At 65.6% G+C, this 17,357-nt stretch carries 14 protein-coding genes; 8 read left to right on the top strand and 6 right to left on the bottom strand.

Annotation, left to right across the window (positions count from 1 at the left end; genetic code table 11):
• Nucleotides 1–14: 14 nt before the first annotated feature.
• Nucleotides 15–1,820 carry a hybrid sensor histidine kinase/response regulator gene (locus tag AC3FKH_RS04515; protein WP_488673277.1) on the bottom strand — a complete coding sequence of 602 codons (1,806 nt, stop codon included), beginning with the start codon at nucleotides 1,818–1,820 and terminating at the stop codon, nucleotides 15–17.
• A gap of 219 nt (nucleotides 1,821–2,039) precedes the next feature.
• Here AC3FKH_RS04515 and AC3FKH_RS04510 point away from each other — a divergent pair, with 219 nt between their 5' ends.
• The 6 genes from AC3FKH_RS04510 to dut all read left to right on the top strand — a co-directional run bounded on the left by AC3FKH_RS04510 (nucleotide 2,040) and on the right by dut (nucleotide 9,482).
• Nucleotides 2,040–3,041, top strand: a complete 1,002-nt coding sequence (locus AC3FKH_RS04510) for a bifunctional riboflavin kinase/FAD synthetase (protein WP_488673275.1) — start codon at nucleotides 2,040–2,042, stop codon at nucleotides 3,039–3,041.
• A 133-nt stretch (nucleotides 3,042–3,174) separates the two neighbouring features.
• Nucleotides 3,175–6,066, top strand: coding sequence for an isoleucine--tRNA ligase (ileS, locus tag AC3FKH_RS04505; RefSeq protein WP_488673274.1), 2,892 nt, complete (start codon nucleotides 3,175–3,177; stop codon nucleotides 6,064–6,066).
• Nucleotides 6,066–6,617, top strand: coding sequence for a signal peptidase II (lspA, locus tag AC3FKH_RS04500; protein ID WP_488673272.1), 552 nt, complete (start codon nucleotides 6,066–6,068; stop codon nucleotides 6,615–6,617). The genes ileS and lspA overlap by 1 nt, the downstream gene beginning before the upstream one ends.
• 78 nt (nucleotides 6,618–6,695) lie before the next feature.
• The gene (coaBC, locus tag AC3FKH_RS04495) at nucleotides 6,696–7,898 is read left to right on the top strand and encodes a bifunctional phosphopantothenoylcysteine decarboxylase/phosphopantothenate--cysteine ligase CoaBC (RefSeq protein WP_488673271.1); all 1,203 of its coding nucleotides are present in this window, start codon (nucleotides 6,696–6,698) and stop codon (nucleotides 7,896–7,898) included.
• A 6-nt stretch (nucleotides 7,899–7,904) separates the two neighbouring features.
• Complete coding sequence (locus AC3FKH_RS04490; protein WP_488673269.1) at nucleotides 7,905–8,930, top strand: LLM class flavin-dependent oxidoreductase; 1,026 nt, start codon at nucleotides 7,905–7,907, stop codon at nucleotides 8,928–8,930.
• 51 nt (nucleotides 8,931–8,981) lie between these two features.
• Nucleotides 8,982–9,482: a dUTP diphosphatase gene (dut, locus tag AC3FKH_RS04485; RefSeq protein ID WP_488673267.1), complete on the top strand. Its 501-nt coding sequence runs from the start codon at nucleotides 8,982–8,984 to the stop codon at nucleotides 9,480–9,482.
• Nucleotides 9,483–9,494: 12 nt separating this feature from the next.
• Here the strand turns inward: dut and AC3FKH_RS04480 are convergent, their stop codons facing one another.
• From AC3FKH_RS04480 to clpS, 4 genes are all read right to left on the bottom strand, one after another.
• Nucleotides 9,495–10,343, bottom strand: coding sequence for a VOC family protein (locus AC3FKH_RS04480; RefSeq protein WP_488673266.1), 849 nt, complete (start codon nucleotides 10,341–10,343; stop codon nucleotides 9,495–9,497).
• Entirely contained in the window at nucleotides 10,343–11,344 is a 1,002-nt protein-coding gene (locus AC3FKH_RS04475) for a Bug family tripartite tricarboxylate transporter substrate binding protein (protein ID WP_488673264.1), read from the bottom strand. Before AC3FKH_RS04475 ends, AC3FKH_RS04480 begins: the two co-directional genes overlap by 1 nt.
• 122 nt (nucleotides 11,345–11,466) lie before the next feature.
• Nucleotides 11,467–13,764, bottom strand: a complete 2,298-nt coding sequence (clpA, locus tag AC3FKH_RS04470; RefSeq protein WP_483730250.1) for an ATP-dependent Clp protease ATP-binding subunit ClpA — start codon at nucleotides 13,762–13,764, stop codon at nucleotides 11,467–11,469.
• On the bottom strand, nucleotides 13,761–14,087 hold the full coding sequence (gene clpS / locus AC3FKH_RS04465; RefSeq protein ID WP_116318045.1) for an ATP-dependent Clp protease adapter ClpS: 327 nt from the start codon (nucleotides 14,085–14,087) through the stop codon (nucleotides 13,761–13,763). The genes clpA and clpS overlap by 4 nt, the downstream gene beginning before the upstream one ends.
• A gap of 524 nt (nucleotides 14,088–14,611) precedes the next feature.
• Between clpS and AC3FKH_RS04460 the strand changes: the two genes are divergently transcribed.
• The gene (locus AC3FKH_RS04460; protein ID WP_483709152.1) at nucleotides 14,612–14,821 is read left to right on the top strand and encodes a cold-shock protein; all 210 of its coding nucleotides are present in this window, start codon (nucleotides 14,612–14,614) and stop codon (nucleotides 14,819–14,821) included.
• Nucleotides 14,822–15,153: 332 nt separating this feature from the next.
• Here the strand turns inward: AC3FKH_RS04460 and icd are convergent, their stop codons facing one another.
• Nucleotides 15,154–16,404: an NADP-dependent isocitrate dehydrogenase gene (gene icd, locus AC3FKH_RS04455; RefSeq protein WP_488673261.1), complete on the bottom strand. Its 1,251-nt coding sequence runs from the start codon at nucleotides 16,402–16,404 to the stop codon at nucleotides 15,154–15,156.
• Between the two features lie 253 nt (nucleotides 16,405–16,657).
• On the opposite strand from icd, the gene AC3FKH_RS04450 reads away from it, so the two are divergent.
• A complete protein-coding gene (locus AC3FKH_RS04450; RefSeq protein ID WP_488673259.1) occupies nucleotides 16,658–17,293 on the top strand; it encodes a pseudouridine synthase in 636 nt (211 codons plus the stop codon).
• Nucleotides 17,294–17,357 lie beyond the last annotated feature (64 nt).

Raw genomic sequence — 17,357 nt, 5'->3', positions numbered from 1 at the left:
TTCAAACCGGGCCTTCAGGCCGCGGAGCGCAGCCAGCGGCGCAGCAGTACGCGCAGCGATGCCGGGTCCACCGGCTTCGACAAGACGAAATATCCCGCATCCTCCGCCGCCGCCAGCGCGGCGGATTTCAGGTCGCCCGTCAGCAGGGCGCTGCGCGCCTGCGGCTGGGTGTTTTGCCAGCGTTCCAGCAGATCCAGGCCATTTTCGCTGCCCGGCAGGCGCAGATCACAGAAGATGATGTCCGGCCGCAAACCCATGGCAAACAGCTTGTCGGCTTCCGCGCCATGGGCAGCACAGGCCACCCGGATGCCCCACGCCTCCATCAACGCAATCCACGCCTTGCGGATCTGCGTATCGTCGTCGACCACCAGGACCGTGCCTTGCAGCTTGTCCGGCCTGGAATCCTCGGCCGCCGCCATGGCACGCATTTCACGCACGCTGGCCACTGTCTCGGCCGGCACCGGGGGCAGCGCGAACCAGAACACCGAGCCCTTGCCGGGCACCGACCGCACGCCGTACGTGCCGCGCATCAGGCGAACGCATTCCTTGAAGATGGCCAGCCCCAGCCCCAAGCCTTGCGACGGGTCTCGCTGCGGGTTATGGACCTGGTAGTACGGTGAAAAGATGTCCGGCAGGTGGTCGGGCAATATGCCGGCTCCGGTATCCCACACCTCCAGCCGCACATGCTTGCGCCGCTGGCGCGCGGTGATCAGCACGCCGCCGCGCTTCGTATAGCGCAAAGCGTTCTGCACCAGGTTGAACAGCGCGCGGCGCAGCAGCACCGGCTCGGCCATGGCATAAAGCTCGTCCGGCACGCGCGGCGTCAACGTCAGGCCGCTTTCGCGCGCATCGGCGGCGAACTGGCTCATGACGTCGCGGATCAATCCGCTCAGTTCACACGGTTCGAGGGTGGGCAGAACCTTGCGGCCCTCCAGCTTGGACAGATCCAGCAAGGAACGGAACAACAGGTCGATGGTCTGCGTACCGGCCGCCACTTGCTCCACCAGCGGATGAAGCACCGTGGACTGGTTGCGTGCGCGCAACGCTTCCACCAGCATCACCAGCGCATGAACCGGCTGCCGCAGGTCGTGGCTGGCCGCAGCCAGGAAGCGCGACTTCTCCTCGCTCGCATGCAGCGCACGTTCCTTCTCTTCCTGGAATTGCTTGGCCAGTCGGCGGCTGTCGCCCTCCAGCTGGATCGCCCTGACCAGCGTGCCCTGCAGGCCGACTGCATGGCGTCCCAGCATCAGCGCATAGATGACCAGCAGCAACTGCACGTAGATGCCGTGCCCCGGAAACGCAATCTCGGCCAGCAACAGGTTCGGGACCAGTACGGGCACGCCGGCATAGACCAGGTTTGACGGCACGGGAGCCTGCGATACCGCCCCGCCCGCCAGAACGCCGAGACTGAGCAGGTACAGCACGCTCGAGAAGAGCGTAGAGCCCGTATACATATGGAGCAGAGCCGAACTGCCCCAGGTCAGCCCGGTCAGGAACGCCACGGCGCGCATATTGCCCCACCACTTCCGCGTGTGCGCCGAACGGCTCATGGAAGCACCGTCGCGCTGGTATCCCAGGTAGAACCACACGCCGCCGCCGGCCAGCAACAGCATCACCGCGCCCCAGCCGAGCAGCGCGGCGTGGTCGGCGGCATCCCAGAAGGCGAAGATGGTCAGCGCCGGCAGCAGTACCGCCGCAAGCGTGCCCGACGGCGACCCCTTGTGGACGATCGCCATCAGTTTCGCGCGCGTCTCGGTATCGAGCGGGGCGCCGGCAGGCGGCAGGAATCGCGGCAACAGCCGGTTGAGCAGCGCGTTCAAGGGAATGGTGTGGGATCGAGGCTTGGACGCGCCGGCAGCCAAGGCCGCGCGTCTGGACTGGCGCCTATCATGCCGCCTTTTGCCCTATCGCGCCACGACGACAGGACGATTGCGCCACAAAAACCGCGGCGGTCGACGACACATGGGCGCCCGGCAGGGGCAATCGGACCCATTCGCCTTATAATGCCCGCTTTACCCGAAACATTTCCCGCCGTCCCCGTGAAAGTCTTCCGCGGCCTGCCCAACGCCGAGAGCCGGGCGCCTTGCGCGCTCACCATCGGCAATTTCGACGGTGTGCATCGCGGCCACCAGTCGCTGCTTGCGCGCGCACGCGCGGCAGCCGACGCGCGCGGCCTGCCGCTGTGCGTAATGACGTTCGAGCCGCATCCGCGCGAATTCTTCACGCCGGACAAGGCCCCGGCCCGTATCGCCCTGCTGCGCGACAAGCTCGAGAGCCTGCGACGCAATGGCGTGGATCGCGTGGTGGTGGAGCACTTCAACGCCCACTTCGCGGGCCAGTCGCCGCAGGCGTTCGTCGAGAACGTGCTGTGGCATGGCTTGCACGCGCGCTGGGTGCTGGTTGGTGACGATTTCCGCTTCGGCGCCAAGCGCGCCGGCGATTTCGCCTACCTGCAGGACGCGGGCCAGCGCTTCGGCTTCGACGTGGAGCAGATGGGCTCGGTGTCCGAGGGCGGTATTCGCATCTCCAGCTCGGCGGTGCGCCAGGCGCTGGCCGATGGCGACCTTGAGCACGCGCGCCGCTTGCTCGGCCATGGCTATGCCATCAGCGGTCACGTGATCCACGGCCGCAAGCTGGGCCGCGACCTGGGCTTTCCGACGCTGAACCTGCGCATCTCGCACAAGCGACCGGCGGTCAACGGCATCTTTGTCGTGCAGGTGCACGGCATTGCCGAGCATCCGCTGCCCGGCGTGGCCAGCATCGGCGTGCGCCCGACCATCGAGGACGCCGGCCGCGTGCTGCTGGAAGTCCACCTGTTCGACCTCAACGAGAACCTGTACGGCAAGCTGATCCGGGTCGAGTTCATGAAGAAGCTGCGCGATGAAGCGCGTTTCGATAACCTGGAAGAACTGACCGCGGCCATCGCCAAGGATAGCGCCGACGCGCGCGCCTTCTTCGGCCTGACCGCGCCGGACGCCTCCACCGGCCGCGCCGAGGGCGCTGGCGGCTTCGCCACGTCCGCCACCGACCGAATTAGCTAGCGGCCCGGCACCCCGCGGTGCCGGTTCGCGCTCCGCCCTATCCAGTCTTTCCTGCGCGCACGCCCCAGTGCGATCCATGCGTGGCCAGATCAACGGCCCGCTGCGCGCCAAACGAATTGCCCCGAGAATCGACATGTCCAACGACAAACGCGCCAAGCCCGAGAAAAGCAAATATCCGGTCAACCTGCTGGACACCACCTTCCCGATGCGCGGCGACCTGCCCAAGCGTGAGCCGCAGTGGGTCAAGCAGTGGCAGGACAAGCAGCTCTACAAGAAGATCCGCGCGGCTCGCAAGGGCGCCAAGAAGTTCGTGCTGCACGATGGCCCCCCGTATGCCAACGGCGACATCCACATCGGCCACGCGGTCAATAAGGTCCTCAAGGACATGATCGTCAAGGCGCGCGGGCTGACCGGCCTGGACGCCGTCTACGTGCCGGGCTGGGACTGCCACGGCATGCCGATCGAGATCCAGATCGAGAAGCAGTTCGGCAAGGGCCTGCCGGTGCAGGAAGTCCAGGCCAAGGCGCGCGCCTACGCCACCGAGCAGATCAAGCGCCAGATGGTGGACTTCGAACGCCTGGGCGTGCTCGGCGACTGGGACCACCCGTACCTGACCATGAACTACAGCAACGAGGCCGACGAAATCCGCGCCCTCGGCAAGATCATGGAAAAGGGCTACGTGTTCCGCGGCCTGAAGCCGGTCAACTGGTGCTTCGACTGCGGCTCGGCGCTGGCTGAGGCCGAGGTCGAGTACAAGGACAAGGTCGACTTGTCGATCGACGTGGGCTTCCCGTTCGCCGACACCGACAAGCTCGCGCACGCCTTCAAGGTGCCGTTCGAGCAGATCAACGCCAAGCCGGGCTGGATCGTGATCTGGACCACCACGCCGTGGACGATCCCGAGCAACCAGGCTCTCAACGTGCATCCGGAAGTCGAGTACGCGCTGGTCGACACCCCGCGCGGCTTCCTGATCCTGGCGACCGAGCGCGTCGAGGAACAGCTCAAGGTCTACGAACTGGAAGGCAAGGTCGTCGCGACCACTACCGGCGCCGCGCTGTCGGAAATCCGCTTCCACCATCCGCTGGCCAAGATGGACGCCGGCTATGACCGCCTGTCGCCGATCTACCTGGGCGACTACGTGACCACCGACACCGGCTCGGGCATCGTGCACTCGGCTCCGGCCTATGGCGTGGAAGACTTCCAGTCGTGCAAGGCGCACGGCATGAGCGACCACGACATCATCAGCCCCGTGATGGGCAACGGCGTGTACGCCGGCACGCTGCCGCTGTTCGGCGGCCTGTCGATCTGGGACGCGAACCCGAAGATCGTCGAGGTGCTGAAGGCGTCCGGCAACCTGTTCAACTCGCACAAGTACACCCACAGCTATATGCACTGCTGGCGTCACAAGACGCCGATCATCTACCGCGCCACCTCGCAGTGGTTCGCGGGCATGGATGTCGATCCGGTCGAACGGGACGGCAAGCCGGTGCCGACGCTGCGCGAAACCGCGCTGGCGGGCATCGAGGCTACCGAGTTCTTCCCGTCGTGGGGCAAGCAGCGCCTGCACAACATGATCGCCAACCGCCCGGACTGGACGCTGTCGCGCCAGCGCCAGTGGGGTGTGCCGATGGCCTTCTTCCTGCACAAGGAAACCGGCGCGCTGCACCCGCGCACGACTGAGCTGCTGGAAGAAGTGGCGAAGCGCGTCGAGCAGCACGGCATCGAGGCGTGGCAAACGCTGGACCCGAAGGAACTGCTCGGCGTCGAGGCCGACCAGTACGAGAAGAACCGCGACACGCTCGACGTATGGTTCGATTCGGGCACCACGCACTGGACCGTGATCCGCGGCTCGCACCGCGAAGACCTGTACGACCCGTCGGCCGATGACGCCGACGGCCGCCTGGCGGACCTGTACCTGGAAGGCTCGGACCAGCACCGCGGCTGGTTCCATTCGTCGCTGCTGACCGCGTCCATGCTGTATGGCAAGCCGCCGTACAAGGCGCTGCTGACGCACGGCTTCACCGTCGACGGCGAAGGCCGCAAGATGTCGAAGTCGGTCGGCAACACCGTGTCACCGCAGGACATCGCCAACAAGATGGGCGCCGAGATCATCCGCCTGTGGGTGGCCTCGACCGACTACTCGGGCGAGCTGTCGATCTCCGACGAGATCCTCAAGCGCGTGGTGGAAAGCTATCGCCGCATCCGCAATACGCTGCGCTTCCTGCTGTCGAACCTGTCCGACTACGACCATGCGAAGCACGCGCTGCCGGCTTCGGAATGGCTGGAGATCGACCGCTACGCCGTGGCATTGTCCGAGCGCCTGCAGAAGGAGGTGCTGTCGCACTATGACGCGTACGAGTTCCACCCGGTGGTGGCCAAGCTGCAGACCTTCTGCTCGGAAGACCTGGGCGGCTTCTATCTGGATGTGCTGAAGGACCGCCTGTACACGACCGCGCCGGACTCGAAGGACCGCCGTGCGGCGCAGAACGCGCTGTACCACATCACGCAGGCCATGCTGCACTGGATGGCACCGTTCCTGTCGTTCACCGCCGAGGAAGCCTGGCAAGTGTTCGCGCACGGCACCGGCCACACCGACACCATCTTCACGAGCACCTACTACACGCTGCCGGAAGTGGACCAGGCCGACGACCTGCTGCAGAAGTGGCATACCCTGCGCGAAGCCCGCGCGGAAGTCACGAAGCAGCTTGAGGCGGTGCGCGTGGAAGGTGCGATCGGCTCGTCGCTGCAGGCCGAGGTCAACATCCAGGCCGGCGGCCCGGTGCTGGACGCGCTGCGGAGCCTTGGCGACGACCTGCGCTTCGTGCTGCTGACGTCCGCAGCCACCGTCACGCCCGCGCCCGAAGCCGGCGACCTGCTCGTCACGGTCGCAGCTTCGACGCATGCCAAGTGCGAACGCTGCTGGCACTACCGCGCCGACGTTGGCCAGAACCCCGAACATCCGACCCTTTGCGGCCGCTGCGACAGCAACCTGTTCGGCGCCGGTGAACACAGGAGCCATGCCTGATGGCATCGTCCACGACCCGTTCCGCCCGCCCGGCACGCCGCAATAACAAGGCGTCGGGCCATAACAACAAGGCCTCGGGCAACGCCACGCCGCTGCTGTGGATGGCGTTCGCCCTGCTGGTGGTGGTGCTGGACCAGTTCTTCAAGATCGTCATCGTGCGTACGTTCTCGTACGGCGAATCGCGCCCGGTGACGCGCTTCTTCAACCTGGTCCTGGTCTACAACAAGGGCGCGGCGTTCAGCTTCCTTGCGGATGCCGGCGGCTGGCAGCGCTGGTTCTTTACCGGGCTCGGGCTCGTGGTCGGCGCGTTCATCGTCTGGCTGCTTTACCGCCATACCGGCCAGCGCCTGTTCTGCTTTGCCGTGTCGCTTATCCTGGGTGGCGCCGTGGGCAACGTGGTCGACCGCGTGATTTACGGGCATGTGATCGACTTCCTCGATTTCTACTTGCGCAACTACCACTGGCCGGCGTTCAACGTGGCCGACTGCGCCATCACCGTCGGCGCGGTGCTGCTGGTGGTCGACGAGCTGCGGCGCGTTCGTCGGCACTGAGCCGGCACCAAGCCGCCCCCGGCAGCCCGCGCGGGCTGCCGGTATCATGCCGACACCCCTTTCTTTGACGAGTCCCCCATGGATTTGCGCGGCAAGCACATCGTTCTCGGCCTGACCGGCGGCATCGCCTGCTACAAGTCGGCCGAGCTGGTCCGCCTGCTGACCAAGGCCGGCGCCACGGTTCAGGTGGCCATGACCGAGGCGGCGACCCATTTCATCACGCCGGTCACCATGCAGGCCCTGTCGGGCCGCCCGGTGTTCCTGTCGCAGTGGGATGCGCGCGTCGACAACAACATGGCGCACATCGACCTCTCGCGCGAGGCCGACGCCATCGTGATTGCGCCCGCATCGACCGACTTCCTCGCCAAGCTGGCCAATGGCCTGTGCGACGACCTGCTCACCACGCTGTGCATCGCGCGCGACTGTCCGCTGCTCGTGGCACCGGCCATGAACCGCCAGATGTGGGCCGCCGCGCCCACGCAGCGCAATGCGGCGCAATTGCGCGCGGATGGCGTCGTCATCCTTGGCCCCGGCAGCGGCGACCAGGCTTGCGGCGAAGTAGGCGACGGCCGCATGCTGGAACCGGAAGAGCTGGTCGATGACCTCATCGCCTTCTTCCAGCCCAAGCCGTTGGCGGGCAAGCGCGTACTGATCACGGCTGGCCCGACGTTCGAAGCCATCGACCCAGTGCGCGGCATCACCAATCTCTCGTCGGGCAAGATGGGCTTTTCCATCGCCCGCGCCGCTCGCGAAGCCGGTGCCGAGGTGCTGCTGGTGGCCGGCCCGACCGGCCTGCCCACGCCGCGCGGCGTGGTGCGCACCGATGTGCGCAGCGCCCAGCAGATGCATGACACGGTGCTGGCCCAGCTGCGTGACGTGAACGTCTTCATCGCGGTTGCGGCCGTCGCCGACTGGCGCCCCGCCGAGGTGGCGCAGCAGAAGCTCAAGAAGGCGAACGATACCGATACGCCAACGCTGCAGTTCGTGCAGAACCCGGACATCCTGGCGACCGTGGCCGGACGCGCCGATGCGCCCTATTGCGTCGGCTTTGCCGCGGAGAGCGAGAACCTGGAGCAGTACGGCGAGCAGAAGCGCCAGCGCAAGGGCGTGCCGCTGCTGGTGGGCAATATCGGCCACCACACCTTCGGCCTCGACGACAACGAGATCGTGCTGTTCGATGCCGCCGGCATGACCCGGCTACCGCGCGCCGACAAGCTCACGCTGGCGCGCCAACTGGTGGCTGCCATCGGCCAGCGCCTGCCGGGCCGCGCCCAACCCTGACGCATCATGACCGCGACCAAGCCCCGCCTGCGCCTGTCCGTGCTCGACCAGAGCCCGGTCATCGCCGGCCATACCGCGCGTGACGCGCTGGCTGCCACCGTAGAGCTGGCGCAGATGGCCGACGCGCTTGGCTACACGCGCTACTGGTGCGCCGAGCACCATGGCCTGCGCGGCGTCTGCAATCCCGCGCCGGAAGTCATGCTGGCGCGCATCGGCAGCGTCACGCAGCGTATCCGGCTGGGCTCGGGCGGCGTCATGCTGCCCTACTACAGCCCGTTCAAGGTGGCCGAGCAGTTCCGCATGCTCGAAGGCCTGTTCCCGAACCGCATCGACCTCGGCGTGGGCCGTGCGCCCGGCGGCGACCTGCGCACGGCGCAGGCCGTGGCAATGGGCCAGTACGACCGCGGTGCGCAGTTCGAGGAGCAGGTGCGCGACCTGTCCTGCCTGCTGCGCGGCGACGTGCCGCCCGGCCACCTGGCCGAGGGCGTGCTGCTCCAGCCCGTGGTCGATACGCAGCCTGAACTGTGGATACTGGGCTCCAGCGACTACGGCGGCGCACTGGCCGCGCGCCTCGGGTTGCGGTTTGCGTTTGCGCATTTCATCAACGCGCACACGGGCCATCATGTCGCGCGGCAGTACCGAGAGGACTTCCAGCCAGGCTATGAGGCCCAGCCTTACAGTGCCGCCGCGATCTTCGTGATCTGTGCCGACACCGACGCCGAAGCGGCCGAACTGGAACGCGCCGTGGATCTGCGGCGGCTGCAGATGGCCTATGGGGTCAACGCGCCGATCCCGTCGCTGGAGCAAGCCGAAAGCCATGTCCCGACCGAGCGCGACCAGCTGATCATCGAGCGCGAGCGTCCGCGCACCATCTGCGGCACGCCCGAACGCGTGGCGGAGCGCATGCTGGCGCTGCGCGAGCAGTTCGCTGCCGACGAGCTGGTGGTGCTGAGCGTGACCGCGACCTATGCCGCCCGGCTGCGCACGTACGAACTGCTGGCCGAAGCGTTTGAACTGAATTCCGAAAACTGAACCTCGTCAGGGCAAGCCGCCTTGCCGGAGATTCGCAGAACCGATCCCGAAATGAGCCAAGAACTGAACCCGTCCGTTGAAATCAAGGTGCTGGATTCCCGCCTGAACGAGTGGGGCCTGCCCGCTTACCAGAGCGACATGGCGGCTGCCATCGACCTGCACGCCTGCGTCGACGCACCGGTGTCGATCGCAGCGGGCACCGCCGCGCAACTGGTGCCGGCCGGCATCGCCGTGCATATGGGCAACCCGTACATGGCCGCGACCATCGTGCCGCGCTCGGGCCTGGGCCACAAGAAAGGCCTGGTGCTGGGCAATTCGATCGGCGTGATCGACGCCGACTACCAGGGCCAGATCATGGTCAGCGTGTGGAACCGCAACGCACCCGGCACCGAACCCATCGTGATCCAGCCCGGCGAGCGCATCGCGCAGATGATGTTCGTGCCCGTGCTGCGCCCGGTGTTCACGACGGTCGAAGAGTTCTCGGAAAACAGCGAGCGCGGCGCCGGCGGTTTTGGTTCCACCGGCGTGCACCACGCCAAGGCCAGCGCCTGACGCTGCCTGGCTTCAACCCTGCTGTTCGAACAGCAGGGCAACGCCGCCGGCGGCGCTCGCCGGAATCAGGGTCTCGTGCGGTCCGAGGTCCTGGGCCGGAATGCCGGCCGCGCGCCAGATCTGGCGCGCTTCTGCCAGTGCGCCAGTGCGCAGGCGGATCGCCGCATAGCCCGGCACATCGCGCTGGATGTGCGCGGTGCCGGTTGCCGCTGCCAGCGCCTGGGGCGTACTGATGACCAGCGTGGCATCGTCCACCGCGACGCTGCAGATGTGGTCGCTCAGCTGCGTCATTTCGCCACCGGTCAGCTCGGCATAGGCGCGGCCGGTGGCATCCACCAGCGCCGGCGCTACCACCATGAACATCGACGCAATCCCCTGCGCGCCATTGGCGTGCCGGATCCATTCCGGCCGCCAGAGCAGTTCGGGCGTGCGGTGCTCGCAGACGAAGTAGCGCGCACCCGGTGCGTCATCGAGCGCCGTGACGCGAAACGTGGCAGCGTGCTCGCTGCCATCGTCGAGCACCACAGGACGCGAAAACTCGATCGGCTCGGAAGTATGCCAGCCGCCCTCGCGCAGGCGGGCCGCCGTGGCGAAGGCATCGACGCTCTTGCATGACATGGCCGCACAGCCGCCACCACGCGCCTGGGCGTCCCAGTAATACTGCCGGCTTGGGTTCGGAGCGGTGACGTGGAGCAGCTCGACATAGTCGCGCGCCAGCATGATGCAGTGGTTCTGGGAACCCAGCGTGTGATAGCCGCGCGGCGTCAGCGTAAAGCCGAGCCGGCGCCAGGCGTCGGCGCCGGCATCGAGATCGGGGCAGACCACGACAGCGTGGTCGAACATTTCAGCGTTGCTTGCCATTACTCGAACTGGATATTGGCCTTGCGTGCCACGGCCTGCCACTTGTCGTGCTCATGCCGCACAAGGTTGCCAAGCTCGGCAGGACTGCCGCCGACGATCTCGAAGCCTTGCGCCGCCAGGGCATCGACCACGCGCGGCTGGTGCAGCGATTCCACCAGGGCGTCGTGGATGCGGCTCACGGTGGCGGGCGCCATGCCCGCCGGGCCGAACACGCCGATCCACGAATACGCCTCAAATCCGCGCACGCCCTGCTCCGCCACCGTAGGCACTTGCGGCAACTGCTTCAGCCGGCTGGTTCCCGTGACGCCAAGCACCTTGATGGTCTTGGCCGCGATATGGGCCTGCACGGCCGCGTAGCTGCTGAAGAAGATGTCGACTTCGTTCGACAGCACGGCCTGCACGGCCGGGCCGCCGCCCTTGTAGGGCACGTGCAGCATATGCACGCCGGTCTCGGTCGCCAGCGCTTCGGCGGCAAGCTGGTTGAGGCTGCCGATGCCGGACGAGGCATAGCGCACGCCGTCGTGCCTGGCCTTGGCCAGTGCCACCAGCTCTCGCACATTGGAGGCCGGCAGCGCCGGATTCGCGGCGATAACCAGCGGAAAACGCACCAGCTGCGAAATCGGGGTGAAATCGCGGAAGGTGTCGTAGGGCAGCTGCTTGTAGGCAAACGGGTTGATGGCGTGGGTGTCGAAAGCCATCAGCAGGGTATTGCCATCGGCCTTGGAACGCGCAACGGTACTGGAGGCGATCAGTCCGCCGGCGCCAGGCTTGTTGTCGACCACGATCGTCTGGCCGAGCAAAGCCTTAAGGCCCGGCTGCAGCTGGCGCGCCACGATATCGACACTGCCACCCGGCGGAAACGGCAGGACCATCGTGATCGGACGGCCGCTTGCGGGCGAATCGGCGGGCGCGCCGGCGGCTACCGCGGTCAGCGGTGTAGCGGCCAGCGGCAGGGCTTTGAGCAGCATGCGGCGCAGCCGCGTGCGTTCGGGACGGGACATCGGTCTTTCTGGAAGAGGCGGCCCACTGGCTGCCGTGACAAAAAACAAAGGGCGGCATTTCTGCCGCCCCTGTATTTTGCCCGAGGATGGCCGCAATTGCAGACAATGTCCTCGTGCGTCGCTCAGACCTCCGCGCGCTGCTCGCTTTCCGGCGCCTCGGGCGGCTCCGGATCGGCTTCGGAGAAGTCGAGCTTGATCTGGTCCTGATCGTCGAGATCGACCACCACCTTGCCCCCCGACACCAGCTTGCCGAACAGCAACTCGTCGGCCAGCGCCTTGCGGATCATGTCCTGGATCAGGCGCTGCATCGGGCGGGCGCCCATCAGCGGATCGAAGCCCTTGTGCGCCAGGAACTTGCGCAGTTTCTCCGTGAAGCTGGCTTCCACCTTCTTCTCGTGGAGCTGCTCTTCCAGCTGCATCAGGAACTTGTCCACCACGCGCAGGATGATTTCCTCGTCCAGCGAACGGAAGCTGATCATCGCGTCCAGCCGGTTGCGGAACTCCGGCGTGAACATGCGCTTGATGTCGGCCATTTCATCGCCCTGCTCGCGCGACGTGGTGAAGCCGATGGTGGCGCGGTTCATGGTCTCCGCCCCCGCATTGGTGGTCATGATGATGATCACGTTGCGGAAGTCGGCGCGCCGGCCGTTGTTGTCGGTCAGCGAGCCATGGTCCATGACCTGCAGCAGGATATTGAAGATATCCGGATGCGCCTTCTCGATTTCATCCAGCAGCAGCACGCAATGCGGCTTCTTGGTGACGGCCTCGGTCAGCAGGCCGCCCTGGTCGAAGCCGACGTATCCCGGCGGCGCGCCGATCAGGCGGCTGACCGCGTGGCGTTCCATGTACTCGGACATATCGAAGCGCAGCAGCTCGATGCCCATGATGAAGGCGAGCTGCTTGGCGACTTCGGTCTTGCCCACGCCCGTGGGGCCCGAGAACAGGAAGGAGCCGATCGGCTTGTCGGTCTTGCCCAGCCCCGCGCGCGACATCTTGATCGCCGAGGCCAGCGCCTCGATGGCCGGGTCCTGGCCAAACACCACTGACTTCAGGTCGCGTTCCAGCGTCTGCAGCTTGCTGCGGTCGTCCTGGTTCACGCTCTGCGGCGGGATGCGGGCAATGCGCGAGACGATGTCCTCGATCTCGCCCTTGCCGATGGTCTTCTTCTGCTTCGACTTCGGCAGGATGCGTTGTGCCGCGCCGGCTTCATCGATCACGTCGATCGCCTTGTCGGGCAGGTGGCGGTCGGTGATGAAGCGCGCCGACAGTTCGGCCGCCGCGGTCAGCGCCGAGGCCGCGTACTTGACGCCGTGGTGCTCCTCGAAGCGCGACTTCAGGCCGCGCAGGATCTGCACGGTCTGGTCGACGGACGGCTCGACCACGTCGATCTTCTGGAAGCGCCGCGACAGCGCCGCGTCTTTCTCGAAGATGCCGCGATATTCGGTGAAGGTGGTCGCGCCGATGCACTTGAGCTGTCCCGACGACAGGGCCGGCTTGAGCAGGTTGCTCGCGTCCAGCGTGCCGCCCGATGCGGCGCCGGCGCCGATCAGCGTGTGGATCTCGTCGATGAAGAGAATCGCGTTCGGGTTGTCCTTCAGCGACTTCAGCACGCCCTTCAGGCGCTGTTCGAAATCACCACGGTATTTTGTGCCGGCCAGCAGCGCGCCCATGTCGAGCGAGTAGACGGTCGCCTTTTCCAGGATGTCCGGTACTTCGTTCTTGGTGATGCGCCACGCCAGGCCTTCCGCGATCGCGGTCTTGCCAACGCCAGCCTCGCCGACCAGCAGCGGGTTGTTCTTGCGCCGGCGGCACAGCACCTGCACCACGCGCTCGACTTCGCTTTCGCGGCCGATCAGCGGGTCGATCTTGCCGGCCTTGGCCAGCGTATTCAGGTTCTGGGTGTATTGCTCGAGCGGGCTTTCCTTGCCGTCGCCGCCTTCGCCTTCGCCCGTGCCATCACCGTGCTTGGCCGGCTCGGACTGGTCCTTGCGGATCCCGTGGCTGATGAAGTTGACCACGTCCAGGCGCGTCACGCCCTGCTGCTGCAGGTAGTAGACGGCATGCGAATCCTTCTCGCCGAAGATGGCGACCAGCACGTTGGCCCCCGTCACTTCCTTCTTGCCGTTGGAAGTCGACTGCACATGCATGATCGCGCGCTGGATCACTCGCTGGAAACCCAGCGTGGGCTGGGTGTCGACCTCGTCCGTGCCGGGCACGACCGGTGTGTTGTCAGCGATGAAATTCTTCAGGCTCGTGCGCAAGTCCTCGATATTGGCCGCGCAGGCGCGCAAGACCTCTGCTGCCGTCGGGTTGTCGAGCAACGCCAGCAACAGGTGCTCCACGGTAATGAACTCGTGGCGTGCCTGCCGGGCCTCAACGAACGCCATGTGCAGGCTCACTTCCAATTCTTGCGCAATCATGCTTCCTCCATCACGCACTGCAGGGGGTGGCCCGCCTGCCGCGCGTGCGTTGACACCAGCTCGACCTTTGTCGCGGCGATATCTCTGGTGTAGATACCGCAGACGCCCTTACCTTCCCGATGAACGGTGAGCATGATCTGCGTCGCCGTTTCACGGTCCCTGCTGAAATACTGTTGCAGGATCATGACTACAAACTCCATCGGAGTGTAGTCGTCATTGAGCAGCACCACCTTGTACATAGCGGGCGGTTTGAGCGCCTGCTCTTTCCGCTCCAGAATGGTGCCTGCTTCGCGTTGTGGGACATTCGCCAGCCGTGTAGCCATGGCTTTATTCTAACCCTTACTCGCAACTCTGCAATTTGGGGAACTGTGGCGGGATTCAAGAGCCGCGCCACGCATTCCGCGTCGTTCGGAAAATGCCAAAGGCACTGCAATGCACGTGACGGGCGCACGCCGGCACGCAAGCGCCAACGTGCGCAACGCCACTGTGCGCATCCCCACACGGTACCATCAGCGGCCGTCCGATTCCCGCCACACCCTTCCGGGAGTGGGGAATCCGCCAGCTTGACAGTAAATGGGTTTGCCAGAAGAATCGGTCGCACATCAGGTTCAGGCCAGCGAGTCAAGCAAAAGGGCCGGACCTGGTGATCCGTGAGCAGGGAGGCTTACGAACCAGTGGCGACGATACTGGCACACCATAACCAGAAGCGTTGCCACGCGATTCACCCATGCTGCGTCATTGCCGTCCGCATCCCGAAGGGAAGCGGCTGCTTGGCGCCGCAGCGCGTGTCATCCAGCTGGCCGCAGGCTTCCCCGCTTTGAAATCTGCTATTTCGTTGGGGGAGTATATGGCAAGCGGTATCGTCAAATGGTTCAATGACGCCAAGGGCTTCGGGTTCATCAAGCCGGACGAAGGCGAGGAAGAACTGTTTGCGCACTTTTCGGCAATCCAGATGGCGGGCTTCAAGACGCTCAAGGAAGGTCAGCGCGTCTCGTTCGAGGTGACCCAGGGCCCCAAGGGCAAGCAGGCCACCAACATCCAGGACGCCCAGGGCTGAAGTGCGCCGCGACTGCACCCGGGCCGACAGAGTTTCGGGGTAGTCACCAAGGATGCGGGGGGAAACTCCCCCGGAACGGGATCCGCGAAAACAGCATGGCCTCCGCCCTCAGGGCCGCGGCAATGCCGTTGCACGGCTCTCAGCTGCACGCTACCGCATCCGACGAAAAGCCCGGCCTCGCGCCGGGCTTTCCGCATTCTGCGGCCGTGCGCCGTGTGGCAATACCCTGCCCGGATCCCGACGTCGCTCATCGTCGAAAAAAAGCCCCGGTCGCCGCATTTGCGGCGCCGGGGCTTTCGCACACAGGCGCGCGCGCCTGCCGAGCCCGTGGATCACATATTGTCGATCATCACCTGGCCAAAACCTGAGCACGACACCTGCGTCGCGCCTTCCAGCAGGCGGGCGAAGTCATAGGTCACCTTCTTCGACAGAATCGACTTTTCCATCGAAGCGATGATCAGGTCGGCCGCCTCGGTCCAGCCCATGTGGCGCAACATCATTTCCGCCGACAGGATTTCCGAACCCGGATTGACATAATCCTTGCCAGCGTATTTGGGCGCCGTGCCGTGGGTGGCTTCGAACATGGCCACGGAGTCGGACAGATTCGCACCCGGGGCGATGCCGATGCCGCCGACCTGAGCCGCCAGCGCGTCGGAGATGTAGTCGCCGTTGAGATTCAGCGTGGCGATCACCGAGTATTCGGCCGGACGCAGCAGGATCTGCTGCAGGAAGGCGTCGGCAATGGCGTCCTTGATGACGATATCGCGGCCCGTCTTCGGGTTCTTGAACTTGCACCACGGACCGCCGTCGACCAGCTCGGCACCGAATTCCGACTGGGCCAGCTCATAGCCCCAGTCACGGAACCCGCCTTCCGTGAACTTCATGATGTTGCCCTTGTGCACCAGCGTCACCGACGGCTTGTCGTTGTCGATGGCGTACTGGATGGCCTTGCGCACCAGGCGCTGGGTGCCCTGCTTCGATACGGGCTTGACGCCGATCCCCGAGGTTTCGGGAAAGCGGATCTTCTTCACGCCCATCTCGTTCTGCAGGAAGGCGATCAGCTTCCTGGCCTGCGGGCTTTCGGCTTCCCACTCGATACCGGCGTAGATGTCTTCGGAGTTTTCGCGGAAGATGACCATATTGGTCTTCTCCGGCTCGCGCACCGGCGAAGGCACGCCCTTGAAATAGCGCACCGGGCGCAGGCAAACATACAGGTCGAGCTGCTGGCGCAGCGCCACGTTCAGCGAACGGATGCCGCCACCGACCGGCGTGGTCAGCGGGCCCTTGATCGAGACCACGTATTCCTTGAGCACGTCCAGGGTCTCGTCGGGCAGCCACACATCGGGGCCGTAGACCTTGGTCGACTTCTCGCCGGCGTAGATCTCCATCCACGAGATCTTGCGCTTGCCGGCGTAGGCCTTGGCCACCGCGGCGTCCACCACCTTGATCATCACCGGGGTGATATCCCTGCCCGTACCATCGCCTTCAATGTAAGGAATGATCGGTTGGTCCGGGACATTCAGCGAAAAATCCTGGTTGACCGTGATCTTCTCGCCAGCCGGGACCTTGATGTGTTGATACATGACGTCTCCAGTACGGAACGGTTAAGACAGCCGCCCGGCACGCACGACCCGGCAGCAAAATGAGCGAGGCGGAGCGAAGGCATTGTAGCCGGAGGCCCGGGGCCGCCTGCGTTGCGCCGCACCACGTCAGTCTTATATAAGACACAAGACTAGCCAGTCATTATGCAGCAATTCCTGGCGATCTGCCACGCTGGACGGACGCGCCGACCCAGGAACGCCGGGGATCGCGACGGCTCCGGCATACTGTTGCCCCATGACGTTGATTGCCCTGAACAAGCCCTTTGGCACCATGAGCCAGTTTTCCGAGCACCCCTCGCGGCCGACGCTGGCCGAGTGGATCGCGACGCCTGGCGTGTACCCGGCCGGCCGACTCGATGCAGACAGCGAGGGGTTGCTGCTGCTCACCGATGACGGCGGCCTGCAGGCGCGCATCGCCGATCCCCGCCACAAGCTCGCCAAGACTTACTTCGCGCAGGTAGAGGGCATTCCCGACGAGGCCGCGCTGGCGCGCTTGCGGCAAGGCGTCGACCTCGGCGATTTCCATACCTTGCCGGCCAAGGTCCGCGTGGTCGAGGAGCCGTCGTGGCTCTGGCCCCGGCATCCGCCCGTGCGCTATCGCGCGGCGATCCCGACCAGCTGGCTCGAACTGCAGATCCGTGAAGGCAAGAACCGCCAGGTCCGTCGCATGACCGCTGCGGTAGGTTTTCCGACGCTGCGCCTGGTGCGCGCGACCATCGGCCGGCTTGATCTGCGCGCACTGGCGTTGCTGCCCGGGCAATCCTGTGTCGTGCAGCCGGATCTGCTTGGCCTGCCTCCCGTCCGCGGGCCACAGGCTATCCCGCGCGGGCCGGGCGCCGGCAACAAGGGTCGCGTGCGTTACAAAAACTAACACCGGACACGTCAACGCAGCGGGCGGTGTCCTCGTTGTTGTCGGTGACGCGTCCAATTGCGCG

It is taken from the genome of Cupriavidus sp. 21MJTG02-4, from assembly GCF_057798975.1.
This window is presented reverse-complemented; position numbering and strand designations above follow the sequence as displayed.